The sequence below is a fragment of the Pseudescherichia sp. L3 genome (genome assembly GCF_024656065.1).
Lineage (GTDB): Bacteria > Pseudomonadota > Gammaproteobacteria > Enterobacterales > Enterobacteriaceae > Pseudescherichia.
Genome location: NZ_JANKYC010000004.1, coordinates 113,496 through 138,667 on the forward strand (window position 1 = coordinate 113,496; position 25,172 = coordinate 138,667).

The window sequence follows — 25,172 nt, forward strand, 5'->3', positions numbered from 1 at the left end:
ATGATTATGCAAAATAAGTGAGTTTTCATTTAATCATCTTTTCGCGGCGACCGAAAGCGTTGCATGGCAAAATCATTAAAAAAAATCACGGGATAATAGCGGGGCAGAGAGCAAAGGCGTCTTTTTTAGTTGCAATGAATAAAATCAATTGATTATAATGTCTGTCTAATCAGTCGTTCCCGGTGTTTACACCTGTCTTAACTTGCATTTAATGCAATATCGGCGTAGTATTTGCCACGATTCAGGCGCGGGGTGGAGCAGCCTGGTAGCTCGTCGGGCTCATAACCCGAAGGTCGTCGGTTCAAATCCGGCCCCCGCAACCACTTTCCCTTAGTGTTCTTTTTCAAATATACTATGAAGACCTTGAGCCTTCGGCGTCACATTTGAAAAAAACAGTTGCGAAAGGTTCTCCAGGCCGTTGTTACGGCTATAGGGTTCAGTTATCTAAAGCCTCGATTTATCGGGGTTTTTTGTTATCTGACTACAGAATAACTGGGCTTACGCCCTTTTTTTATGTCTTGGGGGTGGGTTTGTCCACATTAGAGCAAAAATTAACAGAGATGATTACCGCACCGGTCGAAGCGCTGGGCTACGAACTGGTTGGTATTGAATTTATCCGTGGTCGCACATCTACGCTGCGCATCTATATTGATAGTGAAGATGGCATCAATGTTGATGATTGTGCTGATGTCAGCCATCAGGTTAGCGCCGTGATGGATGTGGAAGATCCCATTACCGTCGCTTATAACCTTGAAGTCTCCTCACCTGGTCTTGATCGTCCGTTGTTCACAGCCGAACACTACGCGCGCTATGTAGGCGAAGAGGTCACACTGGTACTGCGTATGGCGGTTCAGAATCGTCGCAAATGGCAGGGCATTATCAAAGGTGTCGATGGCGAGATGATCACCGTTACGGTCGAAGGTAAAGATGAAGTGTTCGCGCTGAGCAACATCCAGAAAGCGAACCTGGTCCCCCACTTTTAACAGTCTGGATTGAGGTGAAAGGCCCCCAATGAATAAAGAAATTTTGGCTGTTGTTGAAGCTGTTTCCAATGAGAAAGCGCTGCCGCGCGAGAAAATTTTTGAAGCGCTGGAAAGCGCGCTGGCTACAGCAACAAAGAAAAAATATGAGCAAGAGATCGATGTCCGCGTGGAGATCGATCGTAAGAGCGGTGACTTTGATACCTTCCGCCGCTGGGTAATTGTTGAAGAAGTCACCATGCCGACGCGTGAAATCACGCTGGAAGCCGCACGCTACGAAGATGAGAGCCTGAATCCAGGCGACTACGTAGAAGATCAGATTGAGTCTGTGACCTTTGACCGTATCACGACTCAGACGGCGAAGCAGGTTATCGTACAGAAGGTACGTGAAGCCGAGCGCGCGCTGGTTGTCGATCAGTTCCGTGAGCACGAAGGTGAGATCATCACCGGCGTGGTGAAGAAAGTGAACCGCGACAACATCACGCTGGATCTGGGCAGCAATGCTGAAGCCGTGATCCTGCGTGAAGATATGCTGCCGCGTGAAAACTTCCGTCCGGGCGACCGTATTCGCGGCGTGCTCTACGCAGTGCGTCCTGAAGCGCGCGGTGCGCAGCTGTTCGTGACCCGTTCCAAACCGGAAATGCTGATCGAACTGTTCCGCATCGAAGTGCCAGAGATCGGTGAAGAAGTTATCGAGATCAAAGCGGCGGCCCGCGATCCGGGTTCCCGTGCGAAAATCGCGGTGAAAACCAACGATAAGCGTATCGATCCGGTCGGCGCTTGCGTGGGTATGCGCGGTGCGCGTGTTCAGGCGGTTTCGACCGAACTGGGCGGCGAGCGTATCGATATCGTCCTGTGGGATGATAACCCGGCGCAGTTCGTGATCAACGCGATGGCACCGGCAGACGTAGCGTCTATCGTGGTGGACGAAGACAAGCACACCATGGATATCGCTGTTGAAGCCGGTAACCTGGCGCAGGCGATTGGCCGTAACGGTCAGAACGTCCGTCTGGCATCGCAGCTGAGCGGCTGGGAGCTCAACGTCATGACCGTTGACGATCTTCAGTCCAAGCATCAGGCGGAAGCCCATGCGGCGATTGATACCTTCACCAAACACCTTGGCATTGACGAAGAGTTTGCCACCGTGCTGGTTGAAGAGGGTTTCTCAACCCTGGAAGAGCTGGCCTATGTGCCAATGAAAGAGCTGCTGGAAATTGAGGGTCTGGACGAAGAGACCGTTGAGGCTCTGCGCGAACGCGCGAAAAATGCCCTGACGACCCTGGCCCTGGCGCAGGAAGAGAGCCTTGGTAATAACAAACCGGCTGACGACCTGCTTAACCTTGAAGGCCTCGATCGCGAGCTGGCGTTTAAACTGGCTGCTCGTGGTGTTTGTACGCTGGAAGACCTCGCTGACCAGGGCATTGATGACCTAAGCGATATCGAAGGGTTAACCGACGAGAAAGCGGGTGAGCTCATCATGGCCGCACGTAATATTTGCTGGTTCGGCGACGAAGCGTAATAAACTGTAGCAGGAAGGAACAGCATGACAGATGTAACCGTAAAAACGCTGGCCGCTGAGATTCAGACCTCCGTAGACCGCCTGGTACAGCAATTTGCTGATGCAGGGATCCCGAAGGCTGCTGAAGACTCAGTCACAGCGCAAGAGAAACAGACGCTGCTGGCGCACCTGAACCGTGAACACGGTTCTGCGCCGGACAAGCTGACGCTGCAACGTAAAACGCGCAGCACGCTGAATATCCCTGGCACCGGCGGGAAGAGTAAATCGGTGCAGATCGAAGTCCGTAAAAAGCGCACCTTTGTAAAACGCGATCCGCAAGAGGCTGAACGTCTCGCCGCGGAAGAAGAGGCGAAGCGCGAAGCGGAAGAGAAGGCAACGCGTGAAGCAGAGGAAGCTGCGAAGCGTGAAGCCGAGGACAAAGCCAAGCGTGACGCACAAGAGAAAGCGAAACGTGAAGCCGAAGAAAAAGCGAAACGCGACACCGCTGATACGGCGAAGCGCGACGCTGCGGAAACGAGCAAAGTGAGCAATCAACCATCTGACGAAATGACCAAAGCTGCCCAGGCTGAAAAAGCACGTCGTGAAGCCGAAGCGCAAGAGCTGAAGCGTAAAGCCGAAGAAGAAGCGCGTCGTAAGCTTGAAGAAGAAGCACGTCGCGTAGCAGAAGAAGCACGCCGTATGGCGGAAGAAAACGAGAGGAACGGGGTTATCGAACCTGTAGAAACCGAAGACACCAGCGATTATCACGTAACGACCTCTCAGCATGCTCGCCAGGCTGAAGACGAGAACGATCGCGAAGTAGAAGGCGGCCGTAGCCGTACCCGTACTGCTACAAAAGCTGCGCGTCCTCAGAAGAAGGGCAACAAGCACGCTGAATCTAAAGCTGACCGTGAAGAAGCACGTGCAGCGGGTCGCGGCGGTAAAGGCGGCAAGCGTAAAGGCTCCTCTTTACAGCAGGGCTTCCAGAAACCAGCCCAGGCCGTTAACCGTGACGTTGTGATTGGCGAAACCATCACCGTGGGCGAGCTGGCCAACAAGATGGCCGTTAAAGGCTCTCAGGTCATCAAAGCGATGATGAAGCTGGGTGCAATGGCGACCATCAACCAGGTTATCGACCAGGAAACCGCACAGCTGGTGGCCGAAGAGATGGGCCACAAAGTTATCCTGCGTCGTGAAAACGAGCTGGAAGAAGCGGTAATGAGCGACCGTGATACAGGCGCTGCGGCAGAACCGCGCGCGCCGGTCGTGACCATCATGGGTCACGTTGACCACGGTAAAACCTCGCTGCTCGACTACATTCGTTCAACGAAAGTAGCCTCTGGCGAAGCGGGTGGCATTACCCAGCATATCGGTGCATACCACGTTGAAACCGACAACGGTATGATCACCTTCCTGGATACCCCGGGCCACGCCGCGTTTACCTCTATGCGTGCTCGTGGTGCGCAGGCAACGGATATCGTTGTGCTGGTCGTTGCAGCTGACGACGGCGTGATGCCGCAGACCATCGAAGCTATCCAGCACGCGAAAGCGGCGCAGGTGCCTATCGTGGTTGCGGTGAACAAAATCGATAAGCCAGAAGCTGACATGGACCGCGTTAAGAACGAACTCTCCCAGTACGGCGTTATGCCGGAAGAGTGGGGCGGTGAATCTCAGTTCATCCCTGTGTCGGCGAAAGCGGGTACCGGTATCGATGACCTGCTGAACGCTATCCTGCTGCAGGCTGAAGTTCTGGAGCTGAAAGCGGTACGTAAAGGCATGGCGAGCGGTGCGGTTATCGAATCCTTCCTGGATAAAGGTCGTGGTCCGGTTGCTACCGTGCTGGTTCGTGAAGGTACCCTGAACAAGGGCGACATCGTTCTGTGTGGCTTCGAATATGGCCGCGTGCGTGCGATGCGTAACGAACTGGGTCAGGAAGTGCTGGAAGCGGGTCCGTCTATTCCGGTTGAGATCCTCGGTCTCTCCGGCGTGCCGGCTGCGGGTGACGAAGTGACCGTGGTGCGTGACGAGAAGAAAGCGCGTGAAGTTGCGCTGTACCGTCAGGGCAAATTCCGTGAAGTTAAACTGGCACGCCAGCAGAAATCTAAACTCGAGAACATGTTTGCTAACATGACCGAGGGCGAAGTTCACGAAGTGAACGTCGTGCTGAAAGCTGACGTACAGGGCTCTGTGGAAGCGATCTCCGACTCCTTGCTGAAACTCTCTACTGACGAAGTTAAAGTGAAGATCATCGGTTCCGGCGTAGGTGGTATCACCGAAACCGACGCGACCCTGGCTGCGGCATCCAACGCCATCCTGGTTGGCTTCAACGTCCGTGCTGACGCCTCCGCGCGTAAAGTTATCGACGCTGAGAGCCTGGATCTGCGCTACTACTCCGTCATCTATCATCTGATCGACGAAGTGAAAGCAGCGATGAGCGGCATGCTGTCGCCTGAGCTGAAACAGCAGATCATCGGTCTGGCTGAAGTGCGTGACGTGTTCAAATCACCGAAATTCGGCGCTATCGCAGGCTGTATGGTTACCGAAGGCACGATTAAACGTCACAACCCAATCCGCGTTCTGCGTGACAACGTGGTTATCTACGAAGGCGAGCTGGAGTCCCTGCGCCGCTTCAAAGATGACGTTAACGAAGTCCGTAACGGTATGGAATGTGGTATCGGCGTGAAGAACTACAACGACGTTCGCGTTGGCGATATGATCGAAGTGTTCGAGATCATCGAGATCAAACGTAGCATCGAGTGATTGTAGGCCGGGATCGCCTCGCGTCACCCGGCAATCATATTAAAAGGGGCTAATGGCCCCTTTTTTGTCTGGAGAATTTATTATGGCGAAAGAATTTGGTCGCCCACAGCGCGTGGCCCAGGAGATGCAGAAAGAGATTGCAATGATCCTGCAGCGCGAAATCAAAGATCCGCGTCTGGGCATGATGACCACCGTTTCCGGTGTCGAAATGTCCCGCGATCTGGCCTATGCCAAAGTGTTTGTTACCTTCCTGAACGACAAAGATGAAGATGCCGTGAAAGCGGGCCTCAAAGCGTTGCAGGAAGCGTCTGGCTTTATCCGCTCGCTGCTTGGCAAAGCCATGCGCCTGCGTATCGTGCCGGAGCTGACCTTCTTCTACGACAACTCGCTGGTCGAGGGGATGCGCATGTCTAACCTGGTGACCAACGTGGTGCGACAGGACGATGAGCGTCGCGTCAACCCGGACGACAGCAAGGAGGACTGATGAGTCGTCCTCGTCGTCGCGGTCGCGACGTGCACGGCGTGCTGCTGCTGGATAAGCCCCAGGGGATGTCCAGCAACGACGTGCTGCAAAAAGTAAAGCGCCTCTATAACGCCAACCGTGCCGGGCATACCGGCGCGCTGGATCCGCTGGCGACCGGCATGCTGCCGATCTGCCTGGGCGAGGCGACAAAGTTTTCCCAGTACCTGCTGGACTCCGATAAACGCTACCGGGTGGTTGCTCGCCTCGGCCAGCGCACCGATACCTCCGATGCGGATGGTGAAATCGTTGAGGAGCGCCCGGTGACCTTTAGTGCGCAACAGCTTGCTGACGCGCTGGAGAGTTTTCGTGGCGACACAATGCAGGTTCCATCGATGTACTCGGCGCTTAAGTACCAGGGCAAAAAGCTCTATGAGTACGCGCGTCAGGGCATTGAAGTGCCGCGTGAAGCCCGGCCCATTACCGTCTACGAGCTGCTGTTTATTCGCCACGAAGACAACGAGCTGGAGCTGGAAGTTCACTGCTCGAAAGGCACCTATATCCGCACTATCATTGACGATCTCGGTGAGAAGCTGGGCTGTGGCGCACACGTGACCTTCCTGCGTCGCCTGGCCGTTAGCACCTATCCGGTGGATCGCATGGTGACCCTGGAGCAGCTCCACGCGCTGGTCGAACAGGCTGAGCAGCAGGCGCGACCCGCAGCACAACTGCTGGATCCGCTGCTGATGCCAATGGACAGCCCGGCTGCGGACTTCCCGGTAGTCAATCTGCCGCTGACCTCGTCGGTCTACTTCAAGAACGGTAACCCGGTACGCACCACGGGCGCGCCGCTAAACGGGCTGGTGCGCGTGACGGAAGGTGACGAAGGCAAGTTCATCGGCATGGGCGAGATTGACGATGAGGGCCGCGTTGCCCCGCGTCGACTTGTCGTAGAGTATCCGGCGGCATAAGCTTATGCAGCTACCTTGCGATAACAGGGTACTGCGAGTAGAATATTGCCGCTTAACGTCGCGTTAGCTGTATAACAGCGAGCGGGCGTTATATCTGGGATCGCTGAATTAGAGATCGGCATCCTTTCATTCGTTTAATTTTGGAGTTCAAAATGTCTCTAAGCGTTGAAGCTAAAGCAAAAATCGTTTCCGAGTTCGGTCGTGGCGAAAATGACAGCGGTTCTACCGAAGTACAGGTTGCCCTGCTGACTGCTCAGATCAACCACCTGCAGGGTCACTTTGCAGAGCACAAAAAAGATCACCACAGCCGTCGTGGTCTGCTGCGTATGGTATCTCAGCGTCGTAAACTGCTCGACTACCTGAAACGTAAAGATGTTGCACGCTACACTGCGCTGATCGAGCGTCTGGGTCTGCGTCGCTAAGTCTGGCGAGTTTCAGAGAAAGGGGCCTTGATGGCCCCTTTTTTCAACCAGACGGCAGCAATTCACTCTAAACTATTGTATTGTTGCTTTGAATGATCTTCGTTGCAGAGGTTCGCGCGGCTAATGAGAGGCTTCACCCATGGGGGTGTCGGTTGTCATTAGTCGCGAGGATGCACTGAGGATCGGGTTTAACGTCAGCACGCCGCAAGGTGTGCTGTCAAACATTTGAGAAAGGGTAAAATTTTGCTTAATCCGATCATTCGTAAATTCCAGTACGGTCAGCATACCGTGACGCTGGAAACCGGCATGATGGCCCGTCAGGCGACGGCTGCCGTTATGGTAAGCATGGACGACACCGCGGTCTTCGTTACCGTTGTAGGCCAGAAAAAGGCCAAGCCGGGCCAGGACTTCTTCCCGCTGACCGTTAACTACCAGGAGCGTACCTACGCTGCCGGTAAAATCCCGGGTGGCTTCTTCCGTCGTGAAGGCCGTCCAAGCGAAGGCGAAACCCTGATCGCGCGTCTGATTGACCGCCCGGTTCGCCCGCTGTTCCCGGAAGGCTTCGTTAACGAAGTGCAGGTTATCGCGACCGTGGTTTCCGTTAACCCGCAGGTTAACCCAGACATCGTGGCGATGATTGGTGCATCCGCAGCCCTCTCCCTGTCCGGTATTCCGTTCAACGGCCCAATCGGCTCGGCGCGTGTTGGTTACATCAATGACCAGTACGTTCTGAACCCGACTCAGGACGAGCTGAAAGAGAGCAAGCTGGACCTGGTGGTTGCCGGTACCGAAGCTGCCGTGCTGATGGTTGAATCCGAAGCAGAACTGCTGAGCGAAGATCAGATGCTGGGCGCAGTGGTCTTTGGCCACGAGCAGCAGCAGATCGTGATCCAGAACATCAACGACCTGGTGAAAGAAGCGGGTAAACCGCGTTGGGACTGGCAGCCGGAAGTGGTTGACGCAGCGCTGAACGCACGCGTTGCTGCGCTGGCAGAATCCCGTCTGAGCGATGCTTACCGCATCACCGACAAGCAGGAGCGTTACACTCAGGTTGACGCGATCAAATCTGAAACTATCGCTACCCTGGTTGCTGAAGACGACTCTCTGGACGCTAACGAGCTGGGCGACATTCTGCACGCCATCGAGAAAAACGTGGTGCGTAGCCGCGTGCTGGCAGGCGAGCCGCGTATCGACGGCCGTGAAAAAGATATGATCCGTGGTCTGGACGTGCGTACTGGCGTGCTGCCGCGTACTCACGGCTCCGCGCTGTTCACCCGTGGCGAAACGCAGGCGCTGGTTACCGCGACCCTGGGTACCGCACGTGATGCACAGAACATTGACGAGCTGATGGGCGATCGTACCGACAGCTTCCTGTTCCACTATAACTTCCCTCCGTACTCCGTAGGTGAAACCGGTATGGTGGGCTCGCCGAAGCGTCGTGAAATTGGTCACGGTCGTCTGGCGAAGCGCGGCGTACTGGCAGTGATGCCGGACACCGAGAAGTTCCCGTACACCGTACGTGTGGTATCTGAAATCACCGAATCCAACGGCTCCTCCTCTATGGCTTCCGTGTGCGGCGCTTCGCTGGCACTGATGGACGCCGGTGTGCCGATCAAAGCCGCCGTGGCAGGTATCGCGATGGGTCTGGTGAAAGAGGGTGACAACTTTGTCGTACTGTCCGATATTCTGGGCGACGAAGATCACCTGGGTGATATGGACTTCAAAGTAGCGGGCTCCCGCGAAGGTATCTCTGCCCTGCAGATGGATATCAAAATTGAAGGCATCACCAAAGAGATCATGCACGCTGCGCTGAACCAGGCGAAAGGTGCACGTCTGCATATTCTGGGTGTGATGGAGCAGGCAATCAACGCGCCGCGCGGCGACATCTCGCAGTTTGCACCGCGTATCCACACCATCAAGATCAGCCCGGACAAGATCAAAGACGTTATCGGTAAAGGCGGCTCTGTTATCCGTGCCCTGACCGAAGAGACCGGCACCACCATCGAAATCGAAGATGACGGTACCGTGAAGATCGCTGCGACCGACGGCGAGAAAGCGAAATACGCTATCCGTCGTATCGAAGAGATCACCGCTGAGATCGAAGTTGGCCGTATCTACAATGGTAAAGTGACCCGTATCGTTGACTTTGGCGCGTTCGTTGCCATCGGTGGCGGTAAAGAGGGTCTGGTTCACATCTCTCAGATCGCTGACAAGCGCGTTGAGAAAGTGACCGACTACCTGCAGATGGGTCAGGAAGTGCCGGTAAAAGTTCTGGAAGTTGACCGCCAGGGCCGTGTCCGTCTGAGCATCAAAGAAGCAACCGAGCAGTCTCCGTCCACTGACGCGCCGCAGGCGCCGGCAGCAGACCAGGGCGAGTAACGTTGCGATGAGCTCCTCGCCGCTGGCGGGGAGCTTTTACAACCGGGCAGGATGCCATGATTGCAGCCGGGGGACAGGACGTTCAACCTTTTGTTGTCTTCGGGAGTAGGAAATGAAGCCTTTTTTGCGCTGGTGTTTCGTTGCGACAGCTCTAACGCTGGCAGGATGCAGCAACTCTGCCTGGCGTAAGAACGAAGTCCTCGCAGTGCCATTGCAACCGACTTTGCAGCAGGAAGTGATTCTGGCACGTATGGAACAAATTCTTGCCAGTCGGGCTTTAACCGATGATGAACGCGCGCAGCTTTTATATGAGCGCGGAGTGTTGTATGATAGTCTCGGTCTGAGGGCACTAGCGCGAAATGATTTTTCACAAGCGCTGGCAATCCGACCCGATATGCCTGAGGTATTCAACTACCTTGGCATTTACTTAACGCAGGCAGGCAATTTTGATGCTGCCTATGAAGCGTTTGATTCTGTACTTGAGCTTGATCCAACTTACAACTACGCGCACTTGAATCGCGGTATCGCTCTCTACTACGGCGGTCGTGACAAGTTAGCGCAAGATGATCTGCTAGCGTTTTATCAAGACGATCCCAACGATCCTTTCCGCAGTCTGTGGCTTTATCTCGCCGAGCAGAAGCTCGATGAGAAGCAGGCGAAAGAAGCACTGGAACAGCGCTTCGAGAAATCGGACAAGGAGCAATGGGGATGGAACATTGTCGAGTTCTACCTGGGCAACATTGACGAAAAAACGTTAATGGAGCGCCTGAAGGCGGACGCAACGGATAACACCTCGCTCGCTGAGCATCTCAGTGAAACCAACTTCTATTTAGGTAAGTACTACCTAAGTCTGGGGGAAAAGGACAGCGCTACGGCACTGTTCAAATTAGCGGTTGCTAACAACGTACACAACTATGTTGAGCACCGTTATGCATTGTTGGAATTATCGCTCTTGGGCCAGGAGCAAGACGACCTGGCAGAATCGGACCAGCAATAGCTGACGACATAAACATCAGCCCACAATCTTTTTTTGATTGCCATCATCTTCGCGGGTGAGGGCGTTGTTGTTCGTCAATACACCTACTTTGAGCCGGTTCACACTTTTCAATGAAAATTGCTAATTATTTTCACGATGAGTTATGTAGACTGGCCGCCAATGACATTGAGGCACTCGTACTACATGGCTGAATTCGAAACCACTTTTTCCGATCTTGGGCTGAAACCTTCTATTATTGAGGCGCTTAACGATCTCGGTTACGAAAAACCTTCTCCGATCCAGGCTGAGTGCATTCCGCACCTGCTCTCTGGTCGTGACGTGCTGGGTATGGCCCAGACCGGTAGCGGTAAAACCGCAGCGTTCTCGCTGCCGCTGCTGAACAACATTGATCCGGACCTGCGCGCGCCGCAGATCCTTGTGCTCGCTCCAACCCGTGAACTGGCCGTTCAGGTTGCTGAAGCGATGACTGACTTCTCTAAACATATGCACGGCGTAAACGTGGTTGCCCTTTACGGCGGCCAGCGCTATGACGTGCAGCTGCGCGCCCTGCGCCAGGGCCCACAGATTGTTGTGGGTACGCCGGGCCGTCTGCTCGATCACTTAAAACGTGGCACGCTGAACCTCTCCGGCCTGAAAGGCCTGGTGCTGGACGAAGCGGATGAAATGCTGCGTATGGGCTTCATCGAGGACGTTGAAACCATCATGGCGCAGATCCCGGCCGATCATCAGACCGCGCTCTTCTCCGCCACCATGCCGGAAGCGATCCGTCGCATTACCCGCCGCTTTATGAACGAGCCGCAGGAAGTGCGCATCCAGTCCAGCGTCACGACTCGCCCGGACATCAGCCAGAGCTACTGGTCGGTATACGGCATGCGTAAAAACGAAGCGCTGGTGCGTTTCCTGGAAGCGGAAGATTTTGACGCGGCGATTATCTTCGTCCGTACCAAAAACGCGACCCTGGAAGTGGCTGAAGCGCTGGAGCGCAGCGGCTATAACAGTGCCGCGCTGAACGGTGACATGAACCAGGCGCTGCGTGAGCAGACCCTGGAGCGTCTGAAAGATGGTCGTCTCGACATCCTGATCGCTACCGACGTTGCGGCCCGTGGCCTTGACGTAGAGCGTATCAGCCTGGTTGTTAACTACGACATCCCGATGGACTCCGAGTCTTACGTTCACCGTATCGGCCGTACCGGTCGTGCGGGTCGTGCAGGCCGTGCGCTGCTGTTCGTTGAGAACCGCGAGCGTCGTCTGCTGCGTAACATCGAACGCACCATGAAGCTGACCATTCCAGAAGCCGATCTGCCGAACGCAGAACTGCTGGGCAAACGCCGTCTGGAAAAATTCGCCGCGAAAGTTCAGCAGCAGCTGGAGAGCAGCGATCTGGATCAGTACCGTGCTCTGCTGGCGCAGATCAAGCCGACAGCGGAAGGCGAAGAGCTGGATATCGAAACCCTGGCTGCAGCACTGCTGAAAATGGCTCAGGGCGAACGTGCGCTGATCGTACCGCCAGATGCACCGATGCGTCCGAAGCGTGAGTTCCGTGACCGTGACGAACGTGCTCCGCGCGACCGTAACGATCGTGCCCCGCGTGCTGACCGCCCGGAGCGTGGTGGTGAAGACCGTCCGCGTCGCGAGCGTCGTGACGCTGGTGATATGCAGCTGTACCGCATTGAAGTGGGCCGTGATGATGGCGTTGAAGTGCGTCACATCGTTGGCGCTATCGCTAACGAAGGCGACATTAGCAGCCGTTACATTGGTAACATCAAGCTGTTCGCTTCTCACTCCACCATCGAGCTGCCGAAAGGCATGCCGGGTGAAGTTCTGCAGCACTTCACCCGCACGCGTATTCTCAACAAGCCGATGAATATGCAGCTGCTGGGCGATGCACAGCCGCACGAACGTGGTGAGCGCCGTGGCGGCGGTGACCGTCCGGCTGGCGAACGTCGTAGCTTCGGCGGCGGCGAGCGTCGTGAAGGCGGTCGTGGCCCGCGTCGCGAAGGTTCTGCCCCAGCAGGTGCTGGTGCAGGTCGCTTCAGCGGTGAGCGCCGTGAAAACCGCGGTCCGCGCCGTGATGACGCCTCCACGCCGCGCCGTCGTTTTAACAACGACGCGTAAGCGTGTAAGCGCAGAAACGTTACTGTAAAGTAAGCGTTCCAGCCCCGATCTCAACAATCGGGGCTTTTTTTATCGGTAATGTACTCATGTACTGGTACAATGCGCAGCGAAACGCATTTTAGAGAGAAGAGAGAATGGCTACGCTTTCCACCACCCATACTACCCCGTCGCTGCTCGGCGGCGTGGTGATCATCGCAGGAACCATTATTGGCGCAGGGATGTTCTCGCTGCCGGTGGTGATGTCGGGCGCCTGGTTCTTCTGGTCGCTTGCGGCGCTGGTCTTTACCTGGTTCTGTATGCTGCACTCCGGGCTGATGATCCTGGAGGCCAATCTCAACTACCGCATTGGCTCCAGCTTTGACACCATCACCCGTGACCTGCTGGGCAAGGGCTGGAACCTGGTTAACGGCGTCTCTATTGCCTTTGTGCTCTATATTCTGACCTACGCCTATATCTCGGCGAGCGGATCGATTTTGCACCACACCTTCTCGGAGATGTCGCTCAACGTTTCGCCGCGCCTGGCGGGATTGGGCTTCGCATTAATCGTCGCGTTTATCGTCTGGCTCTCCACCCGTGCGGTGAGCCGCATGACCGCCATTGTGCTGGGCGCAAAGGTCATCACTTTCTTCCTGACCTTCGGTAGCCTGCTGGGGCACGTCGAGCCCGCCACGCTGTTTAACGTCGCCGAGCGCCACGCCTCCTATACGCCGTACCTGCTAATGACCCTGCCATTTTGCCTCGCCTCGTTTGGCTATCATGGCAACGTGCCGAGCCTGATGAAGTACTACGGCAAGGATCCGCGCACCATCACACGCTGCATTGCTTACGGCTCGCTGCTGGCGCTGGGTCTGTATACCATCTGGTTACTGGTGACGATGGGGAATATCACTCGCCCGACGTTTATCGGCATTGCGCAGCAGGGGGGAAATATTGACGTGCTGGTGCAGGCCCTGAGCGGCGTGTTGAATAGCCGCAGTCTGGATCTGCTTCTGGTGGTGTTCTCTAACTTTGCGGTCGCCAGTTCGTTTCTGGGGGTGACGCTGGGGCTGTTTGATTACCTGGCCGATCTTTTTGGCTTTGACGACTCCGCCAGCGGCCGCTTTAAAACCGCGCTGCTGACCTTCCTGCCGCCGGTTGTCGGTGGGCTGCTGTGGCCGAACGGCTTCCTCTACGCCATCGGCTATGCCGGGCTGGCGGCGACCATCTGGGCAGCGATTGTTCCAGCCCTGCTGGCGCGTGCGTCACGCAAGCGATTCGGTAGCCCCACGTTCCGCGTCTGGGGCGGGAAGCCAATGATTGCGCTGATCCTGCTGTTCGGGGTAGGCAATGCCGTGGTGCACATTTTATCGAGCTTTAACGTATTACCGGTATATCAATAGATCGCCAGCAACCGTAGGCCGGGCAAGCGTAGCGCCGCCCGGCAAAACAAATTTACCCCAATAATTCCTCTTTCACCTGCATCGCCAGCTCAAACGAGTGCAGCCGCGCCTGGTGATCGAAAATCTGGCCGTTGACCATGATCTCATCGGCCTCGGTCTCGCGCAGAAGTGTTTCCAGCCCGTGGCGCACCTTAGCTTTATCCCCCACCAGCGACATGCTCAGCGCCTGCTGCACACCATACTGCTCGGACGGCGACCAGAAGGACGCCATATCGGCAATCGGCGGCGGTAGCTGACCGGTTTCGCCCCGGCGTAGCTTCACAAACGCCTGCTGCATTGAGGTATGGAGAAACTCCGCGTCGCGGTTGCTGTCGGCGGCGACGATGTTGATGCACACCATCGCATAGGGTTTTTCCAGCCGCGCGGAGGGTTTAAAGTTCGTGCGGTAGAGGTGTAGCGCCTGGAAGAGCATATCCGGGGCAAAGTGCGACGCAAAGGCAAACGGCAGCCCCTGCTGAGCGGCAAGCTGGGCGCTGTAGAGGCTGGAGCCAAGCAGCCACACCGGGATCTTCTCCCCGTAGCCCGGCACCGGACGAACGTGCGGGTTTGGATCGCGGGCGTCAAACCAGTCCACCAGCTCCGCCACGTCGCGCGGGAAGTTATCGATATCGCCGCTCATGTGGCGGCGCAGGGCCATCATGGTGCGCTGGTCGCTGCCCGGTGCACGGCCCAGGCCCAGATCGATACGCCCCGGATAGAGCGTATTCAGGGTACCAAACTGCTCGGCGATCACCAGCGGAGCGTGGTTAGGCAGCATCACGCCGCCGGAACCGAGGTGCAGCGTCTGGGTATTGGCGGCCAGATAGCCAATCAGCACCGACGTTGCTGCGCTGGCGATGCCGGTCATGTTGTGGTGCTCGGCCAGCCAGAAGCGGCGATAGCCGCGCTTCTCTGCCAGCTGGGCTAAATCCAGGGAACGGCGGAACGCATCGCGTGCCGTAGCGCCCTGCGGGATCGGGGCTAAATCCAGCACCGAGAAAGAAACGGTTTTGTCAGTCATCATATGCTCACTTTGTCGACGGCAATCTTTTAATACTGCATTAAAAATTGATTACCGTAGTTAACAAAGTGAGCTTTTTTTCAAACCAGCTCAAGGCCAGCGAGGCGCTTCCAGTAGCCGTTGCAGTCGCTGTTCGCTGTCAGGGGCAGCGGCGCGCCGCCGTTTTCATTGGCGCGGAAGGCGTCGAGCATGGCGAAGGTCTCGGTTCCCAGCGGCGAGAGACGTACCATATCTACCAGCCCCTGCATCGAGGTCAGCTCGTTGCCAAGATTGTAGACATAGCCGCTCATGGTCTGGATGCCGTTCAGGACAAACACCTGCTGGTTCTCCTGAGAGAGCACGTTGCGCCCGGTGGGATACTTAATGCAGCAGGTCTCGCACTCGTCCTTGGGGCGATCCTCGGAGCGGGCGGTAAAGCAGCGGGCAGAGTAGGCCAGCGGCAGATGACCGTAGCTCAACACCTCCACCTCAAACTGCTCGCGGATGCCAAGCTCGTCGCACTGATTAAGCAGGTTCGCCAGCCAGTCGCGGGAGAGCTCCACCGGCATGCACCAGCGCACCATGCCTTGCTTCAGCAGCAGACGGAGGGTGACTGCGTTATAGCAGTTCAGAGCATGCCCTGCGACGAAGGGCAGCTTACGTTCGGCGCACATGTTTACTACGCCAAGATCGCTCGCCTCAAGCAGAAAGTCGCCATTCTCTACGTAGCGCTTTAGCTCCCCCAGTTCGGAGGCGGCCTGCACCAGCGCCAGGGTAGAGAGCACGACCTGTTTGCCGCTTCCCGCGAGGGATTTCGCCATCGCCAGCCAGTCGCCTACTTTAGTGGCCCGGCGCTTGCTGCATACCGCTTCGCCCAGGTAAATGGTATCGGCGCTGCTGCTGGCGGCCTGCTGGTAGAAATCCTCCAGCGTCTCTTTTGACCAGTAGTAGAGAACCGGTCCTAATGAATATTTCATCTTGTCTCTCACTGCCATTTACGGTGATAGGCGCCAAGGGTGGTCTGCGTGCCTTCAGACATCGCGCCGAGGGTCTCCATCCACGCCGGCTGCGGGGCATAGCGATCGGGCGCAGCCATGCAGCGGTCGATCGCCTGACGCCACACCTTTGCCACCTGGCTGACATAGGCCGGGCTGCGCTGACGACCCTCGATTTTTACCGAGGCGATATTTGCTGCCAGAAGCTCGGGCAGCAGCTCCAGCGTATTCAGGCTGGTAGGCTCTTCCAGGGCGTGGTAGCGCTCGCCGTCGACGTGGTAGCGGCCTTTGCACAGCGTCGGATACCCCGCGTTCTCGCCCTCCTGATAGCGGTCGATCAGCACCTCATTAAGGCGCGACTCCAGCCCCTGCGGTGTCTGCTGCCAGCGGACAAAGCGGGCAGGGGAGCAGGCCCCCACGGTGTTGGGGGATTCACCGGTTAAATAGGATGAGAGATAGCAGCGCCCCTCGGCCATAATGCACAGGCTACCGAAGGCAAAGACCTCCAGCGGAACCGGCGAGGTGCGGGCCAGCTGTTTCACTTGATGAATAGACAGCACGCGGGGCAGCACCACGCGGGCAACGTCAAAGTGGCGGTGATAGAAGCGGATCGCCTCGTCGTTGGTGGCCGAAGCCTGCACCGAAACGTGGCGCTCAATGTGTGGGTAGCGCTCGGCCGCATACTCCAGCATCGCCAGGTCGGCGAGGATCAGCGCGTCAGCCCCCAGCTGGGCGGCCATATCCACCGCCCGCTGCCAGCGCGCGTAGCCGTCGGGGTGAGCAAAGGTATTGATCGCAATATGCAGCTTTTTGCGCCGCTGATGGACAAAGCTTACCGCTTCCTGCAGCTTTTTCTCGGTGAAGTTGAGACCCGCAAAATGGCGGGCGTTGGTATCATCCTTCAGGCCTATATAAACAGCGTCGGCACCGTTTTCGATAGCCGCCTTCAACGCCGGAAGATTTCCGGCCGGGCAGAGCAACTCCATAGTGTATCCCAGGTCAGGGGCCAGATGGCCCGCGCACCGATAAGGTGCAAAATTGTTAACGAGCTGGGATTTTAGTTAACCCTCCGGCGACAATTTTTGATTTAAGGCAGCTAATCGCGTATTGATGGGAGGAATAAGGGGTAGTTTCATCTTCGCAATTGTTGATTTATGCCGCTATGTGGATTTGAGGTTATGGCAGAATAGCCAGACTTTTCATATCAGGGAGTAAAGCTTGTGTTGGATATACTGCGCTCACGTCTCGTTCATGCCGCGCCGTCTCTGCTTAGCGTGCCGGTAAAGCTCGCGCCTTTCGCGCTTAAACGTCAGGTACTGGAGCAGCTTCTGCGCTGGCAGTTCCAGCAGGCGCTGGCGGATGGCGAGCTGGCATTCCTTGAGGGCCGCTGGTTGAGCATTGAAGTACGCGATATTGGCCTCAGGTGGTTTACATCCGTTGAGAATGAGCAGTTAATTGTGCGTGAGTCTGCCGCTGCCGACGTCAGCTTTAGCGCTGATGCCAGCGACCTGCTGATGATCGCCGCGCGCAAGCAGGATCCAGACACGCTATTCTTCCAGCGCCGGCTGGTGATTGAGGGCGATACCGAACTGGGGCTATATGTTAAGAACCTGATGGACGCCATTGAACTGGAGCAGATGCCCAAACCGCTGCGCGTTATGCTGCTGCAACTGGCGGAGTTCGTCGAGGCTGGCCTGCAAGCCCCGCCTGCGACCAAACCAACTTCTGTAGGTGAGCCATGCTGATTCGAGTTGAAATACCTATCGATGCCCCCGGCATTGATGCGCTTCTCCGCCGTGCATTCGGCGGGGAGAGCGAAGCTAACCTGGTCCACTCTCTGCGGGAAGACGGCCTGATTACGTTAGGGCTTGTCGCCACCGATGATGAAGGTCAGGTTATTGGCTACGTTGCCTTTAGTCCGGTAGACGTTGAGGGTGAAGATTTGCAGTGGGTTGGCCTTGCGCCGCTGGCGGTGGATGAACACTATCGCGGTCAGGGGCTGGCGCGCCAGCTGGTGTATGAGGGGCTGGACTCGCTCAATGAGTTTGGCTATGCCGCCGTGGTTGCGCTGGGTGAGGCGGATTTTTATCAGCGTCTCGGCTTTGAGCAGGCGGCACGCTACGATCTTCACTGCCGCTGGCCGGGCAGCGAGAGCGCGTTCCAGGTGCATCGTCTGGCGGATGATGCCTTGAACGGCGTGCATGGCCTGGTGGAGTACCACGATCACTTCAATCGGGTTTAAGCGCCTCGGGCTGTAATGCCGCCAGCAGCGTATCAAACGATCCATCCCCGGCAACGAGGCGCTCTTTCTGGCGCTTCGTTAGCTGCTTAATGCGGTACTCGATTCTCAACGCTAGTGAACGCTCACCTACTTGTGCCGAGAAAGCCAGCCGCAGCTCGCCTTTGCCGCGCAGCGCCTTTGCCCCTTTTCCCGTCTGATGCTGGGTAAAGCGACGGGCAACGTCAGTAGTGATGCCGGTATAGAGCGCGTCATCGGCGGTACGAATAAGATAGAGAAACCAGGGCGTCATAGCAGAATTTAACAGGATAAGGTGAGCGCACCTTAGCATGAGGTAGACAAAAAATGGAAACTCTCACCGCCATTCATCGCTGGCTGGCAAAGCAGCACGTGGTGACATGGTGCGTCGCCAGCGAAGGCGACCTTTGGTGTGCTAACGCCTTCTATCACTACGATCCGCAGAAGATCGCCTTCTACGTGATGAGCGAGGATCGCACCCGTCATGCGCAAATGAGCGGGCCTCGCGCCCCGGTGGCGGGCACGGTTAACGGCCAGCCGAAAACGGTGGCGCTGATCCGCGGCGTGCAGTTTAAAGGTGAGATCCGGCGTCTGGAGGGAGCGGAAAGCGAGGCCGCGCGTGAGCGCTATAACCGTCGCTTTCCGGTTGCCAGAGCATTGTCGGCCCCGGTATGGGAGATTTCCCTGGACGAAATTAAGTTTACCGACAATACGCTGGGCTTTGGTACAAAGCTTCACTGGCTACGGGGATCAGGCTCCCAGTAGGCGCAGAGTCTCCCGGTTAAACGCGGGCAGATCGTCTGGCGTACGGCTGGTGATCAGCTGATCGTTATCATTTACCACTTCTTGATCGTAGAACTCTACGCCAGCGTTTTTCAGATCGATAACGATCGGTTTCACCGCTGTCAGCTTGCGTCCGCGCACCACTTCAGCGCTGATCAGCAGCTGTGGACCGTGGCAGATGGCAAATACCGGCTTACCGGAGTTCACGAAGTCGCGGGTAAAAGAGACAAAACGCTCGTCACCGCGCAGTGAATCTGGAGAGTGGCCGCCTGGCAGCAGAAGGGCATCAAACTCGTCCGGCGATACTTCATCAATCGATTTATCGATCGTGATGCTGGCTTCGCCCTGTTTCCCCTTCACCGTTTTTCCGGCTTCTTTCTCAATGGTGATCACCTCGTGGCCCGCCTTACGGTATGCCTCGGCCGGGGAAGTGAATTCTGAATCTTCAAAGTCATCGGTGATCAAGACTGCGATTTTCTTGCCCATGTTACCTCCATTGTTTTTGCTCTGGATGGGTTATTTCGCCATCTATCGTTAATAATGACGTATGAATAAGTGTGGTTCAGCGATCTCACATTGCAAGGCGGACTAATCTGCAAAAGGGGACGAGATGAGTCAGGTACTGATTACCGGAGCCACCGGGCTGGTGGGCTCACACCTGCTGCGTATGCTCATTCAGGAGCCGCGGGTTAACTATATTGCCGCCCCGACGCGTCGGCCTCTGCTGGGCATGCCGGGGGTCTTTAACCCCTGCGATCGCCAGCTCACCGACGCGCTGGCGCAGGTCAACGCGCCTATCGATACTGTCTTCTGCTGCCTCGGTACAACCCGTCGGGAAGCGGGCAGCAAAGAGGCATTTATCCACGCCGATTACACCCTGGTGGTGGACACCGCGCTGGCTGGGCTGCGTCTCGGGGCGAAGCATATGCTGGTGGTCAGCGCGATGGGGGCCAATGCCGGTTCGCCCTTTTTCTATAACCGGGTGAAGGGCAAGATGGAGGAGGCGTTAATGGCGCAGGAGTGGCCGCGCCTGACCCTGGCCCGTCCAGCGATGCTGCTGGGTCGTCGGGCAAAACAGCGGTTTGGCGAGTCCCTGCTGGGGCCGATGATGCACCTCCTGCCCGGCAGGTGGAAATCCATCGAGGCCCGCGACGTGGCGCGCGCCATGCTGCTGACGGCGTTCTCTCCTTGCCGCGAGAGGGTAACTATTTTGTCCTCCGAGCAGCTGCATGCGATTGCCATTGGAGAGGAGAATTAACTGTTTCCAAAAGTATCCAGTCAGGCGTAGTATCTTCCGGCTAATAATAATCCATACATCTTTCCGGGGAATGCAATGACTGGTCAGTCTTCATCTCATGCGGCAGCACCTGTCCAATGGTGGAAGCCCGCACTCTTTTTTCTCGTTGTTATCGTTGGGCTTTGGTATGTGAAATGGCAGCCCTACTACGGTAAAGCCTTTACCGCCGCTGAAACCCACAGCATTGGCAAATCCATTCTTGCAAACGCCGAGGCGGATCCGCTCCGGGCCGCGCTCGACTATGCCATGGTCTACTTCCTCGCCGTCTGGAAAGCGGCGGTGCTGGGCGTGCTCCTCGGCTCGCTGGTGCAGGTGCTTATTCCCCGCGACTGGCTGCTGCGCACCCTGGGTCAGAAGCGCGTGGGCGGCACGCTGTTCGGCACGCTCTTCTCTGTGCCCGGCATGATGTGCTCCTGCTGCGCCGCGCCGGTGACCGCCGGGCTGCGCCGCCAGCAGGCATCAATGGGCGGCGCGCTGGCGTTCTGGATGGGCAATCCGCTGCTTAACCCGGCGACGCTGGTATTTATGGGTTTTGTCCTGGGGTGGCATTTTGCTCTGATTCGTCTGCTGGCCGGTCTGGCGATTGTACCTGGCGTTGCCCTGCTGGTGCAGCGCTGGGTGAAAGAGAGCGACCGACCGTCGTCCCTGCCTGAAACGGCCACCGCTGCCGAGCCGCAGGGCGGATTTATGGCCCGCTGGGGGCGGGCGCTGTGGACGCTGTTCTGGAGCACCATCCCGGTCTACATTCTGGCCGTACTGCTGCTGGGTGCGGCGCGGGTCTGGCTCTTCCCTCACGCCGATGGCGCTATCGACAACTCGCTGATGTGGGTCGTGGCGATGGCTATCGTCGGCTGTCTGTTTGTGATCCCAACCGCGGCAGAAATTCCTGTCGTGCAGACCATGATGATGGCCGGGATGGGCATGGCTCCCGCGCTGGCCCTGCTGATTACGCTGCCGGCGGTGAGCCTGCCGTCGCTGATTATGCTGCGCAAATCCTTCCCGGCGAAAGCGCTGTGGCTAACCGGTGGGCTGGTGGCGGTGAGTGGGGTGATTGTGGGGGCGCTGGCTCTGCTGTAAGAAAAACTGTGATAAATCGCCGGATAGCGCTGCGCCATCCGGCTTATCAATACTTACTTAATAAACGTAAACGCCGTGGTCACGTGCTTGACGCCGGACACGCGGCTGGCGGTATCGGCGGCGGCGCGGCCTTCACGCTCTGTTACCAACCCCAGCAGGAACACCTCGCCGTTTTCGGTGGTTACCTTCACGTTCGACGATTTCACCTGATCGCTACCCAGCAGTTGGGAGCGGACTTTGGTGGTGATCCAGGTGTCTGACGAGGCGGTGCCCAGACTGATTGGCTGGCCCTGACGGATCTCGTTATAGACCTCGGTTGCCCCATCAACGCCCATCGCTATCTGCTTCGCGCGGGAGGCCAGCTCGGTATCCGGTGCCTGGCCGACCAGCAGGACTTTACCCTGGTAAGCGGTCACGTTAATGCGTGCGCTTTTCTTAATCTGCTCATCTTTAGCCAGCGCGCTGTTGACGCGCAGCTCCAGCGTTCCATCATCAACCTGCGTGCCCACGGTACGCGGATCGGTGGCTGCTTTGGTGCCTACGGCAGCGCTGCCAACCACGGCCGCTGCGACACATCCCTGAAGCAGCAGCGCGGAGAGTATTACCGCAAGGGGCGAAAATGCCTTCATGTCTACTCCTTAATCATCCTGGTGAGGGAAAAGCGTGTTATCAATCAGATCGCAAAGGCAGTTAACCGTCAGCATATGCATCTCGTGAATGCGTGCGCTGCGGTGGGACGGAATACGAATTTCGACATCCTGTGGCCCCAGCAAACCCGCCAGCTCGCCGCCGTCGTAGCCGGTGAGGGCCACGATGGTCATATCGCGCGTTACGGCGGCCTCAACGGCTTTCACGATATCCCGGCTATTGCCCCGGGCAGAGATCGCCAGCAGCACGTCACCAGCATGACCTAGTGCACGCACCTGTTTGGCATAGATCTCATTGTGCAGTCGCTCGTTGGCGATCGCGGTTAAGACCACGTTATCGGTATTTAGTGCAATCGCTGGCAGGCTCGGACGCTCGGTTTCAAAGCGATTGATCATGCTGGCAGCAAAATGCTGGGCGTTGGCGGCAGAGGTGCCATTGCCGCAGCAGAGGATTTTGTTACCGTTAAGCAGGGAGTGAACCAGCGTCATGGCTGCACGGGAGATCGCATCCGGCAGGGCTTCCGCCGCCGCAATCTGGGTTTGAATACTTTCCGTAAAGCAGACTTTAATTCTTTCGAGCACGGTGATCCCTATAATGTCAGCTAGTATGAGTGGTCGTTAAAGGCGTCTTGTATCCACTCCACATCATTTCCGGTGAAGGCTATCACATCGAACCGGCAATCCACAGTGTCAAAACTCCCATTGTGCCGGGCGAGCCACAAACGCGCCGCCGATAAGAGTTTCAACTGCTTGCTGCGGGTGATGCTGGCCGCTGCGCCGCCGTACCGGGCTGTCTTACGGTAGCGTACCTCAACGAACACGGTAGTGGGGCCCTGACGCATAATCAGGTCAATCTCGCCGCCGCGTGAACGCACGTTGGCGGCGACAAAGCGCAGTCCTTTGCCCTCCAGCCAGCGGCGCGCCGTTGCTTCCCACGCGTCGCCGGTCTGTTTACGGCTTAACTGGCCGGGACGATCTGCCCCTGCTGGTATTTGAGCCATGATAACTTCCTGTTAATCACGCAGTCGGGAGTAGCCGAGAGATCGCCCGTGTTGCCGCTGATCTCAAAGCCGGGAACCTGGCGCATCTGGGCGAAGTGGTTAGCCAGCGCCCAGGCGTCAACGCCCATGGCATACAGGCGTGCCAGCGAGTAGTCGTTATTGACGCTGCCCAGCGCCTGCTGCATCAGCGCAGGGTTGCTGCCTGCCAGCATCGGGATCTCGCTAAACTGGAGCCCCTCCATCTCAAGACGGAAGTCCGGGCCTGCACCGCCCTGCGCGCTGCGTGAGCTGGCGTAGAGGGCAGCACCGCTGTGGCTGCCGGTGCGCATGGCAATCATCGGCTTGATGAGCGCGATCTCGTTCGGCGTTGCCAGAATATAGGCCGCATCGACGTTGCCGCCGCCGGTGATCTGCGCCTCGGTCGGTGGGGCAGGGATGGTCAGGCCGCCAATAGTCACGCCCTGCTGCTGCGGCAGGCTGGAGGTGACTGGCGTGCCGGTCAGGGCGATGCCAGACCCGCCGTTAATGCCCATTTTCAGTTCAGCGGTGGAGCCAAACTTCTGCTGCAGCACGGTACCGCCGCCCAGCTTCTGCCACTCTTCGGCAAAGGCGGTGGTCACCCGATCCCCCAGCGAGCTGCGTGGAACCAGCAGCAGCGGCGCACGGCGACCCTGATCCCACATGTGACGCGCGGCATCGCGGGCTTCATCCTCCGGCGAGAGGGCGAAGTAGCAGATATTTGCCCGGCTCTCTACCGACTCCGGCTGGTTCAAGGCCAGCACGTTAAGGGCGGTGTTGCTGCGCATCAGCTCTTCAACGTTACCTTTTAACAGCGGGCCGACCACGATGCTGGCCCCATCCTGCTGGACCTGGTTGAGGATCTGGTCAAGCGGCTGCGAGCTGGTGTCGTAAATTTTCAGATCGGCAGACGGATTCGCCGGGGCGCTGGCCGCCGCTGGCGTCGCGGCAGGCTGCGTCTGCGCCTCAGGGGCGTTTACGGGCGCAGCGGTTTCAGCGCTTTCAGCGGGCGCTGCGGTTTCAGCGGGCGCTGGCGCCTGGGTCGCTTCGGGGGCGGCCACTGGCGCTTCCGCCGGTGCAGCAGGCTGCGTCTGGGTCAGCTCATCCACCGGCGCCTGTGAGGGGCTCACCACCTCAGCATCTGCTGCCGTCGCCGCCTGGGCAACCTGAACCGGCGTTGCCGGGCCGCTCACCGCAGGCACACCGTTTTTCGCCGCCTCAAAGCCCTGCTGGATAGCACGACCGTAGACCGCGGCCTGGCCGTTCAGAGGCAGCAGCAGGGCGATTTTGTTGGTGGAGGCGGGTTTAAAATTCTGCACGTTGGTTAACGCCGTTGGCAGCATCTTCGCGCCAGGGTTTTGCGGATAGCGGGTCTGCCAGTCGCTGATGCCCGCCTTCAGCATATTCGGATCGGTACGGTTATCGAACCAGACGCGCTGAAGATCGAGCCAGCCCTGCAGCACGTTCTCATCGGCGTTGATCACCAGCGCCTGCGCCTGCTCCGGCGTCATGGAAGAGAGCGCCTGCCAGGTAGCATCGATGTTTTTCTGCTTATCCTTTGCTGCCAGCAGTGGCTCCTGGGCGATTAAGGCCCGCAGCAGCGTCAGCGACGGACGGCCCTGGCTGGCGTCAATCTGCGCCTGCCAGTAGCGCGCCAGCTGGTTACCCTCGAAATCGGCAGGCTTCAGCTTAGCCAGCAGCGCTTGCGCAGCGGCAAAATCCTTCTGTACCAGCTTAAGCTCGACGGCCAGCAGCGACTGCTCTTTACGCTGGGTATCGGTCAGCTCCTGCGGCAGCTGGTTAAACAGCTCGCCTGCCTGCTGGCTTTTGCCCTCTTTCAGCAGGGCACGAATGGCGAGTAATTGCCAGTTGGTCTTGGTATCATCTGTGCTGTGCTGCATCTGGCTTAGGTAGAAGCCAGAGTCCGCCTGCGCCGTGCCCTGCATGTGGGCGCTGCTCTGGTCTGGCGTCTGTGTCCCACAGCCTGCAAAAAGCAGGGCGGCCAGCACGACGGGCAGACAACGCGCTGCTTTTAAACGGAAAAATGTTGACTGTACCATTCTGTATCCAGTGATATTTTTTACGCAATGCTCAATA

General features: G+C 57.4%; 25 protein-coding genes and 1 tRNA gene. 17 read left to right on the forward strand and 9 right to left on the reverse strand.

Annotated elements, in window-relative coordinates; translation table 11 throughout:
- The first annotated feature begins 246 nt into the window (after window positions 1-246).
- The 12 genes from NR795_RS17990 (at window position 247) to mtr (ending at window position 13,961) form a co-directional block, all read left to right on the forward strand.
- Window positions 247-323, forward strand: a tRNA-Met gene (locus NR795_RS17990).
- Window positions 324-530: 207 nt separating this feature from the next.
- Window positions 531-983, forward strand: coding sequence for a ribosome maturation factor RimP (rimP, locus tag NR795_RS17995; RefSeq protein WP_238085515.1), 453 nt, complete (start codon window positions 531-533; stop codon window positions 981-983).
- Between the two features lie 28 nt (window positions 984-1,011).
- Entirely contained in the window at window positions 1,012-2,499 is a 1,488-nt protein-coding gene (gene nusA, locus NR795_RS18000) for a transcription termination factor NusA (protein ID WP_222889490.1), read from the forward strand.
- A 24-nt stretch (window positions 2,500-2,523) separates the two neighbouring features.
- A complete protein-coding gene (infB, locus tag NR795_RS18005; protein ID WP_257758928.1) occupies window positions 2,524-5,238 on the forward strand; it encodes a translation initiation factor IF-2 in 2,715 nt (904 codons plus the stop codon).
- An 82-nt stretch (window positions 5,239-5,320) separates the two neighbouring features.
- Window positions 5,321-5,722, forward strand: coding sequence for a 30S ribosome-binding factor RbfA (gene rbfA / locus NR795_RS18010; protein ID WP_042390148.1), 402 nt, complete (start codon window positions 5,321-5,323; stop codon window positions 5,720-5,722).
- The gene (truB, locus tag NR795_RS18015) at window positions 5,722-6,669 is read left to right on the forward strand and encodes a tRNA pseudouridine(55) synthase TruB (protein WP_144817499.1); all 948 of its coding nucleotides are present in this window, start codon (window positions 5,722-5,724) and stop codon (window positions 6,667-6,669) included. Before rbfA ends, truB begins: the two co-directional genes overlap by 1 nt.
- Window positions 6,670-6,821: 152 nt before the next feature.
- Complete coding sequence (rpsO, locus tag NR795_RS18020; RefSeq protein ID WP_004385056.1) at window positions 6,822-7,091, forward strand: 30S ribosomal protein S15; 270 nt, start codon at window positions 6,822-6,824, stop codon at window positions 7,089-7,091.
- Window positions 7,092-7,334: 243 nt separating this feature from the next.
- A complete protein-coding gene (pnp, locus tag NR795_RS18025) occupies window positions 7,335-9,470 on the forward strand; it encodes a polyribonucleotide nucleotidyltransferase (protein ID WP_144817500.1) in 2,136 nt (711 codons plus the stop codon).
- Between the two features lie 112 nt (window positions 9,471-9,582).
- Entirely contained in the window at window positions 9,583-10,467 is an 885-nt protein-coding gene (gene nlpI / locus NR795_RS18030) for a lipoprotein NlpI (RefSeq protein WP_042390165.1), read from the forward strand.
- 110 nt (window positions 10,468-10,577) lie between these two features.
- Entirely contained in the window at window positions 10,578-10,658 is an 81-nt protein-coding gene (gene yrbN / locus NR795_RS20745) for a protein YrbN (protein WP_144817703.1), read from the forward strand.
- Window positions 10,651-12,582 carry a DEAD/DEAH family ATP-dependent RNA helicase gene (locus tag NR795_RS18035; protein WP_257758929.1) on the forward strand — a complete coding sequence of 644 codons (1,932 nt, stop codon included), beginning with the start codon at window positions 10,651-10,653 and terminating at the stop codon, window positions 12,580-12,582. The genes yrbN and NR795_RS18035 overlap by 8 nt, the downstream gene beginning before the upstream one ends.
- A gap of 134 nt (window positions 12,583-12,716) precedes the next feature.
- On the forward strand, window positions 12,717-13,961 hold the full coding sequence (gene mtr, locus NR795_RS18040; RefSeq protein ID WP_257758930.1) for a tryptophan permease: 1,245 nt from the start codon (window positions 12,717-12,719) through the stop codon (window positions 13,959-13,961).
- Window positions 13,962-14,013: 52 nt separating this feature from the next.
- On the opposite strand, the gene NR795_RS18045 is transcribed toward mtr, so the two are convergent.
- The 3 genes from NR795_RS18045 to NR795_RS18055 form a co-directional block, all read right to left on the reverse strand.
- The gene (locus NR795_RS18045) at window positions 14,014-15,021 is read right to left on the reverse strand and encodes a luciferase-like monooxygenase (RefSeq protein ID WP_257759086.1); all 1,008 of its coding nucleotides are present in this window, start codon (window positions 15,019-15,021) and stop codon (window positions 14,014-14,016) included.
- 80 nt (window positions 15,022-15,101) lie between these two features.
- Entirely contained in the window at window positions 15,102-15,995 is an 894-nt protein-coding gene (locus NR795_RS18050; RefSeq protein WP_042390171.1) for a U32 family peptidase, read from the reverse strand.
- Window positions 15,986-16,981 carry a peptidase U32 family protein gene (locus NR795_RS18055; protein ID WP_222889494.1) on the reverse strand — a complete coding sequence of 332 codons (996 nt, stop codon included), beginning with the start codon at window positions 16,979-16,981 and terminating at the stop codon, window positions 15,986-15,988. Before NR795_RS18055 ends, NR795_RS18050 begins: the two co-directional genes overlap by 10 nt.
- A 234-nt stretch (window positions 16,982-17,215) precedes the next feature.
- Here NR795_RS18055 and NR795_RS18060 point away from each other — a divergent pair, with 234 nt between their 5' ends.
- Window positions 17,216-17,740 carry an SCP2 domain-containing protein gene (locus NR795_RS18060; protein ID WP_144817504.1) on the forward strand — a complete coding sequence of 175 codons (525 nt, stop codon included), beginning with the start codon at window positions 17,216-17,218 and terminating at the stop codon, window positions 17,738-17,740.
- Window positions 17,734-18,237, forward strand: coding sequence for a GNAT family N-acetyltransferase (locus NR795_RS18065; RefSeq protein ID WP_144817505.1), 504 nt, complete (start codon window positions 17,734-17,736; stop codon window positions 18,235-18,237). Before NR795_RS18060 ends, NR795_RS18065 begins: the two co-directional genes overlap by 7 nt.
- Here the strand turns inward: NR795_RS18065 and NR795_RS18070 are convergent.
- Window positions 18,224-18,541 (reverse strand): GIY-YIG nuclease family protein, encoded by a 318-nt coding sequence (locus tag NR795_RS18070; RefSeq protein ID WP_257759087.1) that lies wholly within the window; start codon window positions 18,539-18,541, stop codon window positions 18,224-18,226. The two genes, NR795_RS18065 and NR795_RS18070, sit on opposite strands and share 14 nt — an antisense overlap.
- Window positions 18,542-18,579: 38 nt before the next feature.
- On the opposite strand from NR795_RS18070, the gene NR795_RS18075 reads away from it, so the two are divergent.
- Window positions 18,580-19,017 (forward strand): YhbP family protein, encoded by a 438-nt coding sequence (locus NR795_RS18075; protein WP_257758932.1) that lies wholly within the window; start codon window positions 18,580-18,582, stop codon window positions 19,015-19,017.
- Here NR795_RS18075 and NR795_RS18080 read toward each other — a convergent pair.
- Complete coding sequence (locus NR795_RS18080; RefSeq protein WP_144817508.1) at window positions 19,003-19,521, reverse strand: type 1 glutamine amidotransferase domain-containing protein; 519 nt, start codon at window positions 19,519-19,521, stop codon at window positions 19,003-19,005. The two genes, NR795_RS18075 and NR795_RS18080, sit on opposite strands and share 15 nt — an antisense overlap.
- 124 nt (window positions 19,522-19,645) lie before the next feature.
- Between NR795_RS18080 and NR795_RS18085 the strand changes: the two genes are divergently transcribed.
- Both NR795_RS18085 and NR795_RS18090 read left to right on the forward strand, forming a co-directional pair.
- Window positions 19,646-20,293: an NAD-dependent epimerase/dehydratase family protein gene (locus tag NR795_RS18085; protein WP_257758933.1), complete on the forward strand. Its 648-nt coding sequence runs from the start codon at window positions 19,646-19,648 to the stop codon at window positions 20,291-20,293.
- A 75-nt stretch (window positions 20,294-20,368) separates the two neighbouring features.
- Window positions 20,369-21,409: a permease gene (locus tag NR795_RS18090; protein ID WP_257758934.1), complete on the forward strand. Its 1,041-nt coding sequence runs from the start codon at window positions 20,369-20,371 to the stop codon at window positions 21,407-21,409.
- Between the two features lie 53 nt (window positions 21,410-21,462).
- On the opposite strand, the gene dolP is transcribed toward NR795_RS18090, so the two are convergent.
- The 4 genes from dolP to NR795_RS18110 are packed head-to-tail and all read right to left on the reverse strand — an operon-like array spanning window position 21,463 to window position 25,135.
- Window positions 21,463-22,038, reverse strand: a complete 576-nt coding sequence (dolP, locus tag NR795_RS18095; protein WP_144817511.1) for a division/outer membrane stress-associated lipid-binding lipoprotein — start codon at window positions 22,036-22,038, stop codon at window positions 21,463-21,465.
- 9 nt (window positions 22,039-22,047) lie between these two features.
- Entirely contained in the window at window positions 22,048-22,638 is a 591-nt protein-coding gene (gene diaA, locus NR795_RS18100; protein WP_144817512.1) for a DnaA initiator-associating protein DiaA, read from the reverse strand.
- A gap of 20 nt (window positions 22,639-22,658) precedes the next feature.
- A complete protein-coding gene (locus tag NR795_RS18105) occupies window positions 22,659-23,057 on the reverse strand; it encodes a YraN family protein (protein WP_144817513.1) in 399 nt (132 codons plus the stop codon).
- A complete protein-coding gene (locus NR795_RS18110) occupies window positions 23,015-25,135 on the reverse strand; it encodes a penicillin-binding protein activator (protein WP_257758935.1) in 2,121 nt (706 codons plus the stop codon). Before NR795_RS18110 ends, NR795_RS18105 begins: the two co-directional genes overlap by 43 nt.
- Between the last annotated feature and the right edge of the window lie 37 nt (window positions 25,136-25,172).